This is a genomic window from Bifidobacterium amazonense, from assembly GCF_018555435.2.
GTDB lineage: Bacteria > Actinomycetota > Actinomycetes > Actinomycetales > Bifidobacteriaceae > Bifidobacterium > Bifidobacterium amazonense.
Window position 1 is genome coordinate 1 of sequence record NZ_JAFEJT020000021.1, and the last position, 16488, is coordinate 16488.

Sequence of the window (16488 nt, forward strand, 5' to 3'; positions counted from 1 at the left end):
CGGCCCATGAGCTCGTAGGCGCGGGCGTAGTTGCCGGTCAGGTTGAGCACGGTCAGGTATTCGATGGTCAGGTCGTCGCGTTCGGCCACCACGTCGAGGTGCTTCTCGAACTCGGCGAGGCGCTGGGCGTACGTCCAGCCGATCTTGCGGTGCAGCTGGTCGGCTTCGAGGAAGACGCGCGCGTCCGTCTCGTCGAGCTCGTACGCCCGCTCGATCTCATGCCGGGCCGACTGGATCGCCGCCGCGTCGCCGCGCTTGTTGTAGTAGGCGAGCGCGAGGTTGCGGTGCACGGTCGGGAAGCCCGGGTCGAGGTCGCGCGACCGCTTCCACAGCGCGATCGCACGTTCGGCGAGCGTCTTGTCGTAGTACAGGCAGCCGAGATAGTACGGGGCCTTGGCTCCGTTCACGACGTCGATCGCGGCTTCGAGCGGCGCGATGTCCTCGAGCTTGTTCGGGAAGCAGTAGTCGCTCGGCGCGGCTTCGGCGGCCTCGAACGCGGCCTTCGCCTCCGCGTCGCGGCCGAGCCGCGCGAGATAGTAGCCCTCGTAGTACCGGACCATCGGCTTGGTCCGGTCGGCCTCACCGAGCAGCGCCAGAGCCTCGTCGTACGCGCCGAAGAACGCGTAGTCGCGTGCGGCCTGCAGGTAGTTTTCGTGGAAGCCGCGCATGAGGCCCTTGAGTTCGGCCGGGTCGGCGCCGGCGAGCACGAGCTCGTTGCCGGAGACGAAGTCGAATTCGTCGACCGTGAGGTTTTCGGCGAGCGCGACCGCCGCGTCGGCGTCGCGGCCGAGTCTGCGCAGCACGTAGGCGCGCAGCGCGCGGGCCTTGATGTTCATCGTGTTGCGGGTGAGCGCCTGTTCGACGTAGTCGAGCGCGTCCGTGAAGTCGCCGCGGCGTGCGGCGATGGCGGCCATGCAGAAGAACGCGCGCTCCTTCTGCGTGTCGTCCCACGTGGCCTTGTAGAACATGTCGAACGCGTCGTCGTCGCGGCCCTGGTAGAGCAGGTCGAGGCCGAGGTTGTAGTGAGGCTCGCTGTCGTAGGGCTGCGTATTGTGCTTGGTCAGGCGTTTGATCGCGTTGCGGAAGTACCGTTCGGCGCCCGTGAAGTCGCCGCGACGCAGCAGCAGCCGGCCGTACGCGTTGTTGATGCGCGCGTCGAGCGGATCGCGCTTGAGCCCTTCGAGATAGTACGGGTCGGGCAGGTAGGTGGCGTGACGGTACTGTTCGAGGTGCGTGCCGGCGAGGAGCAGCTCCTCGTTGGTGGCGATGTCGGCGGGTTCGTCGGCGGCGCGTGCCGGTTCGGGCAGCTTCTCGATCGTGACGGGCTTCGGCGTGTAGTCGATGAGCACGGTGCCGTCGGCGGCGGCGACGGTCGCGGTGATGTCGGTCGGCTTCGCGTCACCGGTCTCGAATTCGGCGCGCACGATGTCGTTCGGGCTGATCGTACCTTCGTACGCGTAGAGCACGGCGCCGGTGCGCTTGTCGGTGACGGTGACGGTCGCATGCTCGTATACGCCGGTCGCGTACGCGGTGACGCGGCCCTGTCCGGCCGCGAGCCCCTGCGCTTCGATGCCTTCGGTCTCGCCGGCCGAGCCGAACGTGTCCTCGGGGCCGATCTCGAGGTTCACGGCCGCGTTGATGGACGCGTTCTTGACCTGGCCCACGCCCTTGTACGGCATGAAGTACTGGGTGAACGTCTTGCCCTCGTACGGCTTGAGCCAGGTGAAGTCGGGCTGGTTGTCGGTGAACACGCCGGTCATGAGCTCGACGTACGGGCCGTTGGCGTCGGTGAGGTTGCGGTCCCATGCGCGGCCGAAGTCGCCGTTGCCCCACGTCCACTGCTTCTTGCCGGGGCTGACGTGGTGGTCGGCCACGTGCAGGATGCCCGCGCCGACGCCGAAGTCGTAGCCGCCGACGAAGTTGTAGTCGGAGTGCGCGGCCATGTAGCTGGTCGGCACGGGCACGTTCTTGTAGCGGCCGATGTCGACGCCTTCGGAGTAGTCGTGCTTGTAGTAGGTGCCGGTGGCGATCGGATAGCGGGAGACGTCGCGCTTGCCGTGGTCCATGACGGCGGTCACGTCCGGCGGCATCACGGTCTTGGTGTGCTCGTTGACCGGCACGGCCGGGTTGGCCCACCACAGGAAAGTCTGCGGCAGCGCGGTGCCGTTGTACAGCTGCGCGGTGATCTCGATGTACGCCTTGCCCGGATGCAGCGCGATCTTGGTGACGACCTGCGTGCCGTACATCTGGTCGGTGTCGTGGCACAGCACGGCCTTGCCGCCGTCGGGCAGGTCCTCGACCTTGTAGTCGACCGGCAGGTACGTGGTGGGGCGGTGGTGCTGCGGCCAGTTGAATTCGATGCCGCCGGAGATCCACGGGCCGGTGAGTCCCACGAGCGCGGGCTTGATCACGTCGTTGCGATAGACGAAGTCGTAGCCGTTGGTCTTGTCCTTCGCGTACTGGATGCGGCCGCCGAGTTCGGGCAGCACGGTCACTTCGAGATACTCGTTGTCGATGATGACCGCGCGGTAGTCCTTGTCGCGCTTCTCGTCGCTGATCGTTTCGATGACCGGGTACGGATAGACGCGGCCCGAGCTGCCCTGATAGACGCGCTTTTCGATGAACTCGGGATTCTTGTCCGCGGTTCCGATCTCGTACGTGGGGATGGTGATGACGGTGTCCCTGATGGTCACCGCGTGCGCCGCGGCTGCCGTCGCGTTGGTTGCGGGGTTGACTGCGATTGTTGCGGTTGTTGCGGTTGCCGACATGGTGAGCTCCTTCGTTGGAACCTGCGCGGCCGTATGGCCGCCGCTCGTAATGTATTGATTACTTGCCTATAGTCTAAAACGGCTATACATGGCTCTTTTCCGGTTTTCCTGCCATTACATATATAAAAATTGCCCCAATCCATCCGAGTGGCGAGGATGCCGAATCATTGCCGTGCATGTAGGATAATTGCCATATGATGCACCGTCGCATGGCGCGCGGTCGCGCACGCCCAAGGAAGGGGGTTTCGCCATGAAGCCAGCGGAACACAGCATTCTCGACGAAGGCTCGGATTTCTACATCTACACGCCGAGCAAAACCGCGCTGCACACGTTCTTCTACCCGCTGCGCGTCGGATCGTTCCGCTACGAGCAGGGCTACCGGCAGGAGCGCAGCTCGTTCGACAGCTTCCTGCTCATGGCCATCCGCCGCGGCGCGTTCTCCGTCTCCACCGAACAGGGCGAGCAACGCGCGGGCGCGGGAAGCTTCGCGCTCGTCGACTGCTATGCGCACCATTCCTACCGAGCCCTCGAGGACAGCGAGGTGTTGTGGCTGCATTTCGACGGGCCGCAGGCGCGTGCCTATTTCGAACTCATCAACGGCAAGCTCGGCACCGTGTTCTCATTGCGCGACCCGAGCTACGCCCTGACCCGACTGTCGGGCATCTTCACCACGTTCCACACGCAGCAGCGCGTGTCCGAACCAAAAATGGCGAAGCACATCACCGACATCCTCACCGAATTCGCGGTGGCCGCCTCCGACAGCACGCCGTCGCCGCAACGCCAGCCGCACATCATCGAAAACGTGCTCTCGTACATCGCGAACCATCTGAGCGAGCCGCTGCCGATCGACGAACTGGCCGCACAGGCGTATATGAGCGAATATCATTTCATCCGCGTGTTCAAAAAGGAGACCGGCTACACGCCGCACGCGTACATCATCGACGCGCGCATGCACGCCGCCAGATACCTGCTGCTCAACTCGGACGTCACGCTCAGGCAGCTGTGCGACGAATGCGGCTTCACCGACCCGAGCGCGTTCTGCGCCGCCTTCAAACGCAAGACCGGCGTCTCCCCCATCGAATTCCGCAAACGCGGCGCGGCGCTCGCCTCGTAGGATCCCCGTAGGACCGCAAGGCGAGGAGCCGCGCCGCCGCAAGGGTCACACGCGGTCGACGAGGTAGACGCGCGCGGCGAAGTCCGGGCCGAGATCGGTGTCGTCGATGCCGATGTGCATGAGTTCGCCGCCTGAACGCACCGCGTCGAACTTGCCGTCGGAGGAGACGACGTGATAGCGCGCGCCCTCGTCAAGACCGCGCATGTACAGGCGCGACTTGGGCCGGTTCGGCACTCCGAGGATCACGTAGTCGCCGACGATCGCGTGCGCGCGGTCGGCCGACACGCTCATCCACGCGGCCTGACGGTGGTCGTAGGGCGCGCGCAGACGGTACAGGTCGCCGTTGTGCAGCAGCGACGCGTGCCGCTTGAAGAACGCGACCTGTCCGGCGATCTCGTCGAGATCGGCCGCGGGCACGCTGGTCAGGTCCATCTCATAGCCGAACGTGCCGAACATGGCCACCGCGGCGCGCGTGGCGAGCGATTCGGAGCGGCCGGTCTGGTGGTTCGGCGTGATGGAGACGTGCGCGCCCATCGTCGCGACCGGGAAGAAGTAGCTGGTGCCGTACTGGATCGACAGGCGTTCGATCGCGTCGGTGTCGTCGCTGGTCCACGCCTGCGGCGAGTACGCGAGGATGCCGTAGTCGAAGCGGGAGCCGCCGGACGCGCAGCCTTCGATGATCAGGTCGGGGAACGCGGCGAACAGGCGCTCGTAGAGCGCGTACACGCCGAGGATGTAGCGGTGCATGATCTCGCCCTGATGCTCGGCGCCGCGCGTCGCGTCGAACGCCTCGGAGATGAAGCGGTTCATGTCCCACTTGATGTAGGCCACGTTCGCGGTCGACAGGATCGCGTGCATCTGGTCGTAGATGTTGTCGACCACGGCCGGGTTGGCGAAGTTGAGCACGTACTGGTTGCGGTAGACGGACTGGCCGCGGCCGGGCGTGGCGATGATCCAGTCGGGGTGGGCGCGGTACAGGTCGGAGTCCTTGTTGGTCATTTCCGGCTCGAACCACAGGCCGAAGTCCATGCCGATCTCGTTGATCTTGCGCGCGATGCCGGCGATGCCCTCGGGCAGTCGGTCCGGGTTGGCGACCCAGTCGCCGAGGCCTGCGCGGTCGCTGGTTCGCGCGCCGAACCAGCCGTCGTCGAGCACGAACAGTTCGATGCCGGCGGCCTTGGCGAGCCGGGCGAGTTCGAGCAGCTTGTCCTCGGTGAAGTCGAAGTACGTGGCCTCCCAGTTGTTGATGAGCACCGGGCGCTCGCGGCGCGCCCACGCGGGGCGCTGCAGATGGTCGAGCACGATGCGGTGGAAGGTCTGGCTGAGCGCGTTCAGGCCGCGGTCGGTGTGGCCGAGCAATGCCTCGGGCGTGGCGAATTCGTCGCCGGGGCCGAGCGCCCAGCTGAAGCCGAGCGGGTTGATGCCGAGCTGCAGTCGGGTCGCGCCGTACGTGTCGACTTCGGCGTGCAGGTCGAAGTTGCCGGAGTAGACGAACGCGAGTCCGAACGCCTCGCCCGCGTCCTCGGTGGTCGCCGGTCGCGCGAAGAGCGCGTTGGGGCTGAAGTACGGGCCGCTTGCGCCGCGCAGCGATTCGATCTGCTGGATGCCGGGGTGCAGCGGCTGCGTGTGCGGCTCGCGTTCGCGCGCCCACGCGCCGGTGAATTCGGTCATCGTGTAGTCGCTGTCGGGCAGGTCGAGGCTGAGGCTGGCCGCGCGTTCCAGCGTGAGCTGCTGTTCGCCGTCGTTGCGGATGACGGCGCTGCGTGCGATGACCGGCTCGTCGCGGAAGATCGTGTACCGGAGCGTCACGGTGAGCCCGATCAGCTCGTCCTTGAGTTCGACGGACAGTGTTTCGGCCTCGTCGTCGGCCGCGTACGTGGACGGCATGCCGGGCAGGGCCGGCTTGCCTGCGGTGATCGAGTGGCTCACGTAGCGCAGGTCAGTGACGTGCGATCCGTTGGGCTGCGCGACTTCGATGGCGGGATGACGATAGTCGCCGCGGCCGAATTCGGGGTAGGCGAAGCGCTCGTGTTCGGCGTAGCGCGACGCGCCCTCCTCAACGGTGGACGACTGGACGCGGAAGCGGTCGTCGACGAGGTAGCCGAAGTCGCCGGCCGCAGGCACGGCGGCTCCGGTGTACAGGTTGACGAGCTTGCCTTCGAGCACGCCGAGGATGACGCTGATCCGTCCGTTGTGCAGGTGGAACTGGATGGGCGCCTGGCTCTTGGGGTCGGCGTTGACGGTGATGAGGTTGCGGAACGACTGGGGTTCAGACATGGCTTCGATGCTCCTGCCGTGTGGGTGTGTGTTGGTGTTCGTTTCCCCATCCACTGTAGGACCACCCCAAGAGTTAACGATAACTTTCCAGACTTTGGCGTACCAGCGCGATCAGTATCCACCCTTCGTACGTCAGCGTGGGAACGATCACATGTCCCGATGCGCCGCCGCGATCGCGTCGAGACGGGCGCGGAAGCGCGGCCAGTCGGTCTTCATCGCGGTAAGCAGCTTGCGGTCCGGCACCTCGTCGATCGGGATCCACTCGATCTCCATGCTTTCGTCGTCGTTCGCACGCGGCTCGACCGTGTGCCCCGGCTTCTCGAACGCGAACACCGTGGTGTACGCCCACGTGCCGTGGTCCTCACGATAGGAGCCGACCACCTCGATGTCCTCCGGGGTGATGTTCGCCTCCTCGTAGGACTCGCGCAACGCGCCCTCGATCGGCGACTCGCCGTCCGCGGTCGCGCCTCCCGGAATGCCCCACGTGCCGCCCTCGGCGCTCCACGCGGCGCGGTGCTGCATCACCACGTCGGTCACGTTGCCGGCCGCGTCGCGCCGGGCCAGCAGCACGCCGGACGCGCCGTTCGTGCCCCAATGCCGGCGCCCGCACGCGCAGTCGATCCAGCCGTCGCCCGGCTGGTGCACGTTCTCCTTCGGCGGGGTCAGGCCGCGCGGATCGGCCTTGTCGGACGGGAACAGCTCGCCGCGCTCCACGTTCCACAGATCGGTCCACTCCACGCCGAGCTCGCCGGTCAGCCGGCGCAGCAGCGGCAGGCTGATGCCGATGATGCCGTGCGGGTCGCCTTCGATCGAGTCGATGAACGCGCCGCCGAAACCCTCCAGCGTGAACGATCCGGCCACTTCGAGCGGCTCGCCGGTCGCCAGATACCGTTCGATGTCCAGGTCGGAATAGTCGCAGAAATGAATCTTCGCGTAGCTCGTGCCACGCACCGCGCGACCGGACGCGAAGTCGATCAGGCAGTGGCCGGTCCACAGCTCGCCGGTCCGCCCGCGCATCGCACGCAGCCGTTCGCGCGCCACATCGACGCTGTGCGGCTTGCCGTAGCATTCGCCGTCGAACAGGAACATCGAATCGCAGCCGACGATCAGCGGGCCGACCTCCGCCCGCGTCAGTCCCGGCTGCATCGCGACGACGTTCGAGATCGGCTCGGTCACGGTCGGCACGTCCACGCTGGAGAAGTCGCGCGTCGTCGCGTCGGCGTCGTCGCCGGCCGCCGACCTGCCCATCGCGGGCGTGCCGGCCGCGGCCACGGCTCCCGGCACGTCGTCGACATGCACGGATCCCACGGACGAACCGTCGCGGTCCGTTTCCCGCGCAAGCTGTGCGGACTGCAGCGGATACGCGATCACGCGCTCGCCGGTCGCCGCCTCGGCCGCGTCGGCCACGTTGCGATACGCCTGATACACGGCGTGCGCCTTGGCCGCGGCGAGGATGAGCACACGCTTGTCGACGGTGAGCGTCTCGACGTCGACGCCCTCCTCGCGCGCGGCGGCGGCCAGCGCGGCCGGTTCGTCGACGTGCGAGACGCGGATGGTCGGACAGATGCCGGCCGAATACAGCACGTCGCGACGCGGCTTCGACTTGGATGCGAGAATCAGCGGAATGGACATGACCGGCCTCACTTTTCGCTCGACAATGCTCGAAATGCTCAGACCGGGGCGCGGCCCGCGACAACGGACCGCACCCCGGGTTCTCCAGCCATGCTACCGCACGCGATTACTTACGTTCGATTTCCACACCCTTGGCATTGACGGTCGGGTGCAGCACGCGCCAATGACCGTCGGACAGACGGTCGCCCGCCACCTCCTCGACGGCCGCCGCCTCGTCGCCGTAGTGCAGCACGAGCACGCACGGGCCGGCGCCGGAGACCATGGCCGCGTAGCCGCGGGCGCGCAGGGCCTTGATGAGCTCCCACGAGGGGGCCATGAGATCCTTGCGGTACGGCTGGTGCAGCCGGTCCTGAGTGGCAGCGAACAGCAGCGCATTCGGATCGGAGGATGCGGCGAGCGCCCCCGGGTTCATCGCGGCGGCCATGAGCGCCACGCGCGAGACGTTGAACACGGCGTCCTTGTACGGCACGTGGGAGGGCAGCGCCTCGCGGGCCTTCTCGGTGCTCAGCTCATAGTCGGGCACGAACACGGAGGTGCGGATCTTCGGGTCGACGCGGTACTTGACGGTGTGGAAGCCGCCGTGCAGCGGCTCGCCGCCCGGAATCGGGATGGAGCCGACGCCTTCGGCGGTGTCGAAGTTCCACGAGACGGTCATGCCGCCGTACACGGCCGGCGCGACGTTGTCCGGGTGGCCTTCGATCGCGGCCGCGAGCTCGAAGACGGCGTCGCGGTTGAGGTCGTCGTCGTGCGCGAACGCGGCCGCCGCGGCGATGCCGGCGACGATCGCCTCGGCCGACGAGCCCATGCCGCGCGCCTGCGGGATGTTGTTGTGCGCCTCGAGGATGAAGCCCACGCGGCCCAGGCCGAACGTCTGGCAGGCGCGGCGGAAGGTGGAGACCACCAGGTGCGTCTCGTCGCGCGGCAGTGTGTCCTCGCCCTCGCCGTAGATGAGCACCTGCGCGGCGCGGTTCGACGGGTCGGCGCTCAGCGTGAACGTGAGCTCGTCGTGATAGTCGAGCGCAAGGCCGACCGTGTCGAAGCCGGAGCCCAGATTGGCGCTCGTGGCCGGCACGCTGACCTTGACCTGTCTGCAGATCGGTTCCATATGTCCCCCTATGAACACTGAACGGAGCGTCGCGCGACGGCCGCGTCAGCCGCGGCGACGGCATCGTGCAACGCTCCCGAAAGCGAAGGTTTCCGTCAGTCGAGCACGCGCAGGATCGACGGTTCGCCGGTCACGCAGTCGAGCTTGCGCACGGCCTCGACGGTCTTGCGCAGCGTGACCTCGTCGGTCTGGTGCGTGACGATGCGCAGCTGCTGGATCTCGCCGTCGTAGCCCGGGTCGTTGAGCGTGGGCTTGAGGTCCTGGTTCACGCCGTTGATGGAGACGCCGTTGTCGGCGAACTCCTTGGCGATGGCGGCCAGCACGCCCGGCTTGTCGTGGATGAGGAAGCGCACGGCGAACGCGGCGCGGCTCGCCTCGATCGGTGCCTTGGGCAGGTCGTTGTACATCGGGATGGTCGGGCCGGTGCAGCCCTGCGCGATGTGGCGTGCCTCAGTCACGACGTCGCCGACGACGGCGGAGGCGGTCGGCGCGCCGCCTGCGCCGCGGCCATAGAACATGAGGTCGTCGGCGGCCTCGGCCTTGACGAAGATCGCGTTGAACGAGCCGTGCACGGAAGCCAGCGGGTGCGTTTCGGGGATGAGCGCCGGGTAGACGCGTGCGGAGACGCCCGCCTCGCCGTTCTCGACGACGGCGAGCAGCTTGATGACCTTGTGCTCGGCGGTCGCGGCGGCGATGTCGTCGGCGGTGATCTTGGTGATGCCCTCGACCGACACGTCGTCAATGGTCACGTTGGTGTGGAAGCCGAGCGTGGCCATGATGGCGGCCTTGTTCGCCGCGTCGTGGCCCTCGATGTCGCCGGTCGGGTCGGCCTCGGCGTAGCCCTTGGCCTGGGCGTCCTTGAGCACGTCGTCGAACTGGAGACCCTTGGTGGTCATCTCGTCGAGAATGTAGTTGGTGGTGCCGTTGACGATGCCGAGCATGCTCGTCACCTTGTCGCCGGCGAGCGACTCGCGCAACGGCAGCAGGAACGGGATCGCGCCGCCCACGGCCGCTTCGAAGTAGATGTCGACGCCCTTGGCGGCGGCCGCGTTGTAGATCTCGGGGCCGTACTTGGCCAGCAGCGCCTTGTTGGCGGTCACGACGGACGCGCCGGATTCGATCGCGGCCATCACGAACGTGCGGGCCACGCCGGTGCCGCCGATGAGCTCGATGACGATGTCGGCGTTGGTGGCGACCTTCATCGTGTCGGTGGTCAGCAGCGACTTGTCGATCCACGGATAGTTCACCTCATCCGGGTCGAGGCAGGCAACGCCGACCAGCTCGATCGGCCGGCCGATGCGGGCGGCCAGCTCGTCCTTCTGCTCGACGAGCAGACGCGCGGTCTGCGATCCTACGGTTCCCGCGCCCAGAAGTCCCACGCGGATGGGGGTTTCGTTCAGCTGTGCCACTGGCGTCCTTTCCCTTGCAACGTCACTCACGCCGCCCCAACGGAACGGCCGGCGATCACAATTCCTCCACTATCCTACGGTTGCAATCCGACACGCCGGGACGTAAGTTCCTTAACAAACATGCGTCGACGCACCGCGAACCGTCGTCACTAATCGCCAGTAGCGCTTAGCGGCGACGGCAAACGTTGCTGCAAGACCCCTGCCGTAAAGAAACTTAACAAAATGGTCGTAAACGGCGTCGCCGGTGACGTAGACTAGCGGTTAGAGCGATAAGCCGTCCGGAGATTCCGGGGTTTCCGCCAAGGATGGCGGAAACGCGATCGATGACGAAAGCCGGCTCATACAGAAAGAAGAAACCCGTCGCTCAACATGACCCTGCATCGTCGCAGAGGGAGGATGGAAGAAATGAAAGCGTATATCCAGCGTCTAGGACGCGCGCTTATGCTGCCGGTGGCCTGCCTGCCGGCCGCCGCGCTGTTCCTTGGTCTCGGCTACTGGATCGACCCGAGCGGTTGGGGTGGCAACAACGTCATCTCCGCCTACCTGTGCAAGACCGGCGGCGCGATCCTCGACAACCTCGGCCTGCTGTTCGCCGTCGGCGTCGCCATCGGCATGGCGCGCAACAAGGACGGCGCCTCGGCCCTCTCGGGCCTGGTCGGCTTCCTGACTGTCACCACGATCATGGGCTCGGCCTCGATGTTCCTCGGCTTCGACTCCGATCCCGCGGTCATCGCCACCGAGCATCCGGCGTTCGCCCCCGGTGCCATCGGCAACAAGAACGTGTTCTTCGGCATCATGGTCGGCTGCATCGCCGGCGCGCTGTACAACAAGTTCCATCAGGTGAAACTGCCCGACTTCCTCGCGTTCTTCTCCGGCCGCCGCTGCGTGCCGATCCTGACCGCCGCCCTCATGTCGGTGATCTCTCTGGCCCTGCTGTTCATCTGGCCGGTCATCTACAACGGCCTGGTCGCCTTCGGTGAGGGCATCATGGGCATGGGTGCCGTCGGCGCCGCCATCTACGCGTTCTTCAACCGCCTGCTCATCCCGACCGGCCTGCACCACGCGCTCAACAACGTGTTCTGGTTCAACCTCGCCGGCATCGACGACATCACCAAGTTCTGGACCGGCGTCGGCGGCCTGAACGGCGACGTCGCGGCCGTGACCGCAACCGGCGGCTTCCACCCGTTCGGCGTGTACGTCACCGGCATGTACCAGGCCGGCTTCTTCCCGATCATGATGTTCGGCCTGCCGGCAGGCGCGTTCGCCATCTGGAAGAACGCCAAGCCCGAGAACAAGAAGGCCGTCGGCTCCCTCATGCTCGCCGGCGCGCTGGCCGCGTTCCTGACCGGCGTCACCGAGCCGCTCGAGTTCTCCTTCATGTTCGCCGCCTTCCCGCTGTACGTGGTGCACGCGCTGCTCACCGCCCTGTCGGTGTTCATCGCCGCCGCGTTCCAGTGGATCGCCGGCTTCAACTTCTCCGCAGGCTTCATCGACTGGTTCCTCTCGCTCAACGTGCCCCGCGCGCACATGCCGTTCATGCTCATCGTGCAGGGTCTCGTGTTCGCGGTCATCTACTACTTCGTGTTCGACTTCATGATCCGCAAGTTCAACATGAAGACCCCGGGCCGCGGCGATGACGAGATCGAGGACGCGACCGCCGACACCGATTCGTCCGCCGTCCCGGCCTCCACCGGCGACAAGTACGAGGTCATGGCAGCCAAGCTGTACGCGGCCCTCGGCGGCAAGGCCAACGTGGTCGAGATCGAGAACTGCACGACCCGTCTGCGCATGGGCGTTCGCGACACCGCGAAGGTCGACCTCGACGCGATCAAGAAGGCCGGCGTGCCGGGCGTGAAGGTGCTCGACTCGAAGAACATCCAGGTCATCGTCGGCACGCAGGTGCAGGCCGTGGCGGATGCCATGGAGGTGTTGCACGGCGCCCCGGTGATCACGGGAGGCTCGGCCCCAAAAGCGTGACGGCGGTTCCCGCCGCCGTTCCGCAACCCGCCAAGGCCGCTCCGGCCGCGGCGCCCGCAGGCAGCAGCATCCTGGCTCCCGTCGACGGCTCGATCAAGGCGATCGAGGATGTCCCCGACGAGACGTTCGCCGCGAAGATCCTCGGTGACGGATTCGCCGTGGTGCCGGCCTCGGCCACGGTCGTGGCCCCGGTCTCCGGCACGGTGACCACCGTGGCCAACGCGCGCCACGCCGTGGGCATCACCACCGACTCCGGCGTGGAGGTGCTCGTGCACATCGGCGTCGACACGGTCCAGATGGGCGGGGAGCCGTTCACCGTGCGCGTCGCCGTCGGACAGAAGGTCGCCGCCGGCACCCCGATCATCGACGTGGACTGGGACGCCATCAAGGCCGCCGGCAAGCCCACCGACGTGATCGTGGTGTTCACCAACCCGGCGCTCATCAAGGATCTGTCGATCACCGCCCACGGCGCAGTGGCCGCCGGCACCCCGATCGGCACCCTCGCCTGATCCGCCCCGCGACCCATAACTGAATCACCCAACAGTAAGGGGCCCTTCCGGTTCATCCGGAAGGGCCCCTTACTATTCCTATACGTCACGCCGCCGCGGCATCGCGCGCAGCGCGATTCCGTATCAGCCGAGATCCCAGCCCAGCAGGTCGTCGATCGTCTGGCGGCGGATCATCACGTGCGCACCGGCCTCGCTCACGGCCACAACGGCCGGGATGAGCGCCTGGTTGTAGTTGCTCGCCATCGTGCGCCCGTACGCGCCGGTCACCGGCACGGCGAGCACGTCGCCGCGCTGCAAGTCGGCGGGCAGACGGTCCTCGTGGATGATGATGTCGCCGGACTCGCAGTGCATGCCGACCACACGCACCAGCATCGACTCGTCCGAACCGTGCCGGTTCGCGAGCCGCACCGTGTAGTCCGCGCCGTACAGCGCCGGACGGATGTTGTCGGACATGCCGCCGTCCACCGACACGTACACGCGCTCGGCGATCGGATTGCCATCGCAATCGGTCGGCTGGTGGCCTTCCGCGTCCGCGCTGAGCAGCACGTGCTTGATCGTGCCGACGCGGTACAGCGTGACGCCGGCGGGCGCGACGATCCAGCGTCCCGGCTCGAACGAGATCGCCGGCGCGGGCATACCGAGCGCGCGGTTGATCGACGTGACCGCATCGGCCAGGCGGCCGAGCTCCACATCGATGTCCATCGAATCCTCGCCGTCCGTGTACGCGACGGAATAACCGCCGCCGAGGTCGACCTCGGGCAGCGTGAACGCGTCGGTCGCGTAGAAGGTCTTGCGCAGCAGCATCATGCGCTTGGCGGCCTGAATGAACGCGTCCGCGTCGTGGATGTTCGAGCCGATGTGCGAGTGCACGCCGACCAGCTCGAGCACATCCTGATGCTTCTGGATCTCCTTGAGCACGGCGAGCGCCGGACCGTCGGCCACGGCCGTCATCGCGGCGGCGAGCGCACGGTCGGACTCCGAGACCTCCTCGCCGTGCAGGTCGTACGGATACTTGATGTCGTAGCGCAGCGTACGCGCCGGCTTGGCGGCCGTCTCGGTCGCGTTACCGCCGTCTGCGGCGACTTCGCCGACGCGCGCGTTGGTCGCGGCCGGGGTCACGCCGGTCAGGTCGTCGAGGATCGACAGCACGCTCGTGTCCGCGCCGGCCGGCAGCAGCGGCACGCCGAACTTCTGGTCCTCGTGCGCGGTGGAGATGTACTCGTGGCCGCCGGCGTGGATGCCGGACGTGACGCGCAGCATGACGCGTGCGCGCTTGCCGAGACGCTTCGCAATTTCGGCGATGCGGGCCGGCTCGTCGGGCGAGTCGATCACGATCTTCGCGAAGCCCTGTTCGATCGCGAGCTCGATCTCCGCATCGGACTTGTTGTTGCCGTGCAGCACGAGACGGCGGCCGGGAGCGCCCGCGGCGAGTGCGATGCGCATCTCGCCCATCGTGCAGGTGTCGACGTACATGCCCGCCGCGAGCACGAGGCGCACGATCTCCTTGGACAGGAACGCCTTGCCGGCGAAGCTGACGTGCGTGGTCGAGTTGTTGAACGCGTGCGCCGCGGCGGCGACGAAATGCTTCGCGCGCGCGGCGACCTCGTCGGTGTCGATCAGGTACAGCGGCGAGCCGAACTCGTCGAGCAGCGACTCGGCGGTGCGCCCGTGGAACGTGATCGCGCCGGTTGCGGGGTCGATGGCCGTGGCGGCAGGCCAAATCGAGGTGATTGCCATATCGATCACATCTTCTCCGGAGCGGTGACGCCGAGCAGGTCGAGGCCTGCGGCGATCACGAGGCGCACGGCGTCGTTGAGCTTGAGACGCGCGGCGGCGCGAGCCGGTTCCGGGGCCTTGGCGATGCGCAGCGCCTCGCGCTCGGCCTCATCACCGCGCTCCTCCGGGTCGGTGAGCTCCATCGGCACGACGCGTTCCACGTTGTACCACTTGTGGTACGCGGCGGCGAGATCCTCGAGGTAATGAGCCACGCGGTGCGGGGCGCGCGCGTCGCCGGCGAGGGCGAGCAGCGCCGGCCACTGGGCGAGCGCGGCGAGCACCTCACCGTCCGCCTCGGTGTCGAGCAGCGCAAGATCGGCGCCCTCGTAGGTGATGCCGGCGGCGGCCGCGTTGCGGTCCACGTTGCAGGAGCGCGCGTGCGCGTACTGCACGTAGTACACCGGGTTGTCGTTGGAGTGCGAGGCGAGCAGGTTGAGGTCGATGTCGACCGGCGAGTTGTAGTCGGTGCGCGCGAGCGAATAACGCGACGCGTCCACGCCGATCGCCTCGACGAGATCGTCGATGGTGACGACGTTGCCGGCGCGCTTCGACATACGCACGGCCTTGCCATCCTTGAGGACGTTCACGAGCTGGCCGATCAGAATCTGCATGTTCTCGCCCGGCTTGTCGCCGAACGCGGCGCACATGGCCATCATGCGGCCGATGTAGCCGTGGTGGTCGGCGCCGAGCATGTAGATCGCCACGTCGGCCGGATCGGTCGCGCGGTGACGCTTGTTCCAGTAGTACGCGATGTCGGCCGCGAAGTACGCAAACTCGCCGTTCGACTTCAAAATCACGCGGTCCTTGTCGTCGCCGTGCTTGGTCGACTCGAACCAGGTCGCGCCGTCCTTCTCGTAGATGTCGCCGCGCTCGCGCAGCACCTCGATCGCGCGGTCCACCTCGCCGTCGGTGTACAGGCTGTTCTCGTGGAACCACACGTCGAAGTTCACGCGGAACTCCTTCATCGACTTGCGGATCTCGTCGAACATCATCGGCACGGCGCGCTTGCGGAACTCCTCGCGCTGTTCGGAATCGCCTTCGCCGAGCGGGTTGCCGTCCTTGTCAAGGCCGCCGTCGACGCGCGGCAGGGCGAGCACGTCCACGCCGTCGGCTTCGGCCTCGGCGATCACGCGGTCGGCGATCTCGTTGATGTAGGCGCCCTTGTAGCCGTCGATCGGCGTCTCCTCGCCGTGCGCGGCGGCGACGAGCGACTTGGCGAAGCGGTTGATCTGCTCGCCGTGGTCGTTGAAGTAGTATTCGCGCACGACCTTCGCGCCGTTCGCCTCGAGCACGCGGGCCATCGAGTCACCGGTGGCGGCCCAGCGGGTGCCGCCGATGTGGATCGGGCCGGTCGGGTTCGCGGAGACGAATTCGAGGTTGAGTGTCTTGCCGGCCAGATGCGTGTTGCGGCCGAACGTGGAGACGCCGGATTCGGCGTCGGCCGGCGCGGCGAGCACCTGGTCGACCACGGCCGCGGCGGACGCGGAGTCGAGCGTGATGTTGATGAAGCCGGGGCCGGCCACCTCGACGGACTTGACGCCGTCCGCGGCGGTCAGATCGGCGGCGAACAGCTCGGCCAGATCGTGGGGCTTCATGCCGGCCTTCTTGGCCAGCTGCATGGCCGCGTTCGAGGCCCAGTCGCCGTGCGCGCGATCCTTCGGACGCATGACGGTGAGCTTCTCGACGGGCGGGATGAGATCGTCGGTGAGGTTGCCGGCCTTGCCGGACGCAACCAGTTCATGGGCAATATGCGAAATCAGTTCGCTCAGGGCTTCAGGACTCATTCTCCCCAGTCTACCGGCCCGTCTGACAGCCTTGATCCCGTTGCGCTCGTCTTCTTTTCCAGCGCGCATGAAGCCGGCGGAGCCTCGGCGTCCTGCAATTATGGACGGGCTTCGCCCGCGCTTTGCTGGCTCGCCTG

The 16488-nt window shown here is 66.9% G+C and carries 10 protein-coding genes; 3 read left to right on the forward strand and 7 right to left on the reverse strand.

The window, feature by feature from the left end; translation table 11 throughout:
- On the reverse strand, positions 1–2768 hold a 2768-nt coding region (locus JS533_RS06410), incomplete at its 3' end, for a DUF5107 domain-containing protein (protein WP_241513613.1).
- 250 nt (positions 2769–3018) lie between these two features.
- Here JS533_RS06410 and JS533_RS06415 point away from each other — a divergent pair.
- Positions 3019–3882, forward strand: a complete 864-nt coding sequence (locus JS533_RS06415; RefSeq protein ID WP_241513614.1) for an AraC family transcriptional regulator — start codon at positions 3019–3021, stop codon at positions 3880–3882.
- Positions 3883–3927: 45 nt separating this feature from the next.
- Here JS533_RS06415 and JS533_RS06420 read toward each other — a convergent pair whose 3' ends face one another.
- The 4 genes from JS533_RS06420 to JS533_RS06435 all read right to left on the reverse strand — a co-directional run bounded on the left by JS533_RS06420 (position 3928) and on the right by JS533_RS06435 (position 10305).
- Complete coding sequence (locus JS533_RS06420) at positions 3928–6159, reverse strand: alpha-galactosidase (protein ID WP_241513615.1); 2232 nt, start codon at positions 6157–6159, stop codon at positions 3928–3930.
- A 147-nt stretch (positions 6160–6306) separates the two neighbouring features.
- Positions 6307–7791, reverse strand: coding sequence for a Maf family protein (locus JS533_RS06425; RefSeq protein WP_241513616.1), 1485 nt, complete (start codon positions 7789–7791; stop codon positions 6307–6309).
- Positions 7792–7897: 106 nt separating this feature from the next.
- Positions 7898–8896: a homoserine kinase gene (thrB, locus tag JS533_RS06430; protein WP_241513617.1), complete on the reverse strand. Its 999-nt coding sequence runs from the start codon at positions 8894–8896 to the stop codon at positions 7898–7900.
- Positions 8897–8991: 95 nt separating this feature from the next.
- Positions 8992–10305, reverse strand: coding sequence for a homoserine dehydrogenase (locus JS533_RS06435; protein WP_241513618.1), 1314 nt, complete (start codon positions 10303–10305; stop codon positions 8992–8994).
- Positions 10306–10710: 405 nt separating this feature from the next.
- Between JS533_RS06435 and nagE the strand changes: the two genes are divergently transcribed.
- The gene (nagE, locus tag JS533_RS06440; protein ID WP_241513619.1) at positions 10711–12282 is read left to right on the forward strand and encodes an N-acetylglucosamine-specific PTS transporter subunit IIBC; all 1572 of its coding nucleotides are present in this window, start codon (positions 10711–10713) and stop codon (positions 12280–12282) included.
- Positions 12279–12791: a PTS sugar transporter subunit IIA gene (locus JS533_RS06445; RefSeq protein ID WP_241513620.1), complete on the forward strand. Its 513-nt coding sequence runs from the start codon at positions 12279–12281 to the stop codon at positions 12789–12791. Before nagE ends, JS533_RS06445 begins: the two co-directional genes overlap by 4 nt.
- A 123-nt stretch (positions 12792–12914) precedes the next feature.
- Here JS533_RS06445 and JS533_RS06450 read toward each other — a convergent pair whose 3' ends face one another.
- Together JS533_RS06450 and argS are read right to left on the reverse strand one after the other, a co-directional pair.
- The gene (locus JS533_RS06450) at positions 12915–14528 is read right to left on the reverse strand and encodes a diaminopimelate decarboxylase family protein (protein ID WP_241513621.1); all 1614 of its coding nucleotides are present in this window, start codon (positions 14526–14528) and stop codon (positions 12915–12917) included.
- A gap of 5 nt (positions 14529–14533) precedes the next feature.
- The gene (argS, locus tag JS533_RS06455; RefSeq protein ID WP_241513622.1) at positions 14534–16351 is read right to left on the reverse strand and encodes an arginine--tRNA ligase; all 1818 of its coding nucleotides are present in this window, start codon (positions 16349–16351) and stop codon (positions 14534–14536) included.
- Positions 16352–16488 lie beyond the last annotated feature (137 nt).

Bases quoted from the DNA above. Each gene is read 5' to 3' on its own strand.
- JS533_RS06415 (WP_241513614.1), top strand. From the start codon at position 3,019: ATGAAGCCAGCGGAACACAGCATTCTCGACGAAGGCTCGGATTTCTAC.
- JS533_RS06420 (WP_241513615.1), bottom strand. From the start codon at position 6,159: ATGTCTGAACCCCAGTCGTTCCGCAACCTCATCACCGTCAACGCCGAC.
- JS533_RS06425 (WP_241513616.1), bottom strand. From the start codon at position 7,791: ATGTCCATTCCGCTGATTCTCGCATCCAAGTCGAAGCCGCGTCGCGAC.
- thrB (WP_241513617.1), bottom strand. From the start codon at position 8,896: ATGGAACCGATCTGCAGACAGGTCAAGGTCAGCGTGCCGGCCACGAGC.
- nagE (WP_241513619.1), top strand. From the start codon at position 10,711: ATGAAAGCGTATATCCAGCGTCTAGGACGCGCGCTTATGCTGCCGGTG.
- JS533_RS06450 (WP_241513621.1), bottom strand. From the start codon at position 14,528: ATGGCAATCACCTCGATTTGGCCTGCCGCCACGGCCATCGACCCCGCA.
- argS (WP_241513622.1), bottom strand. From the start codon at position 16,351: ATGAGTCCTGAAGCCCTGAGCGAACTGATTTCGCATATTGCCCATGAA.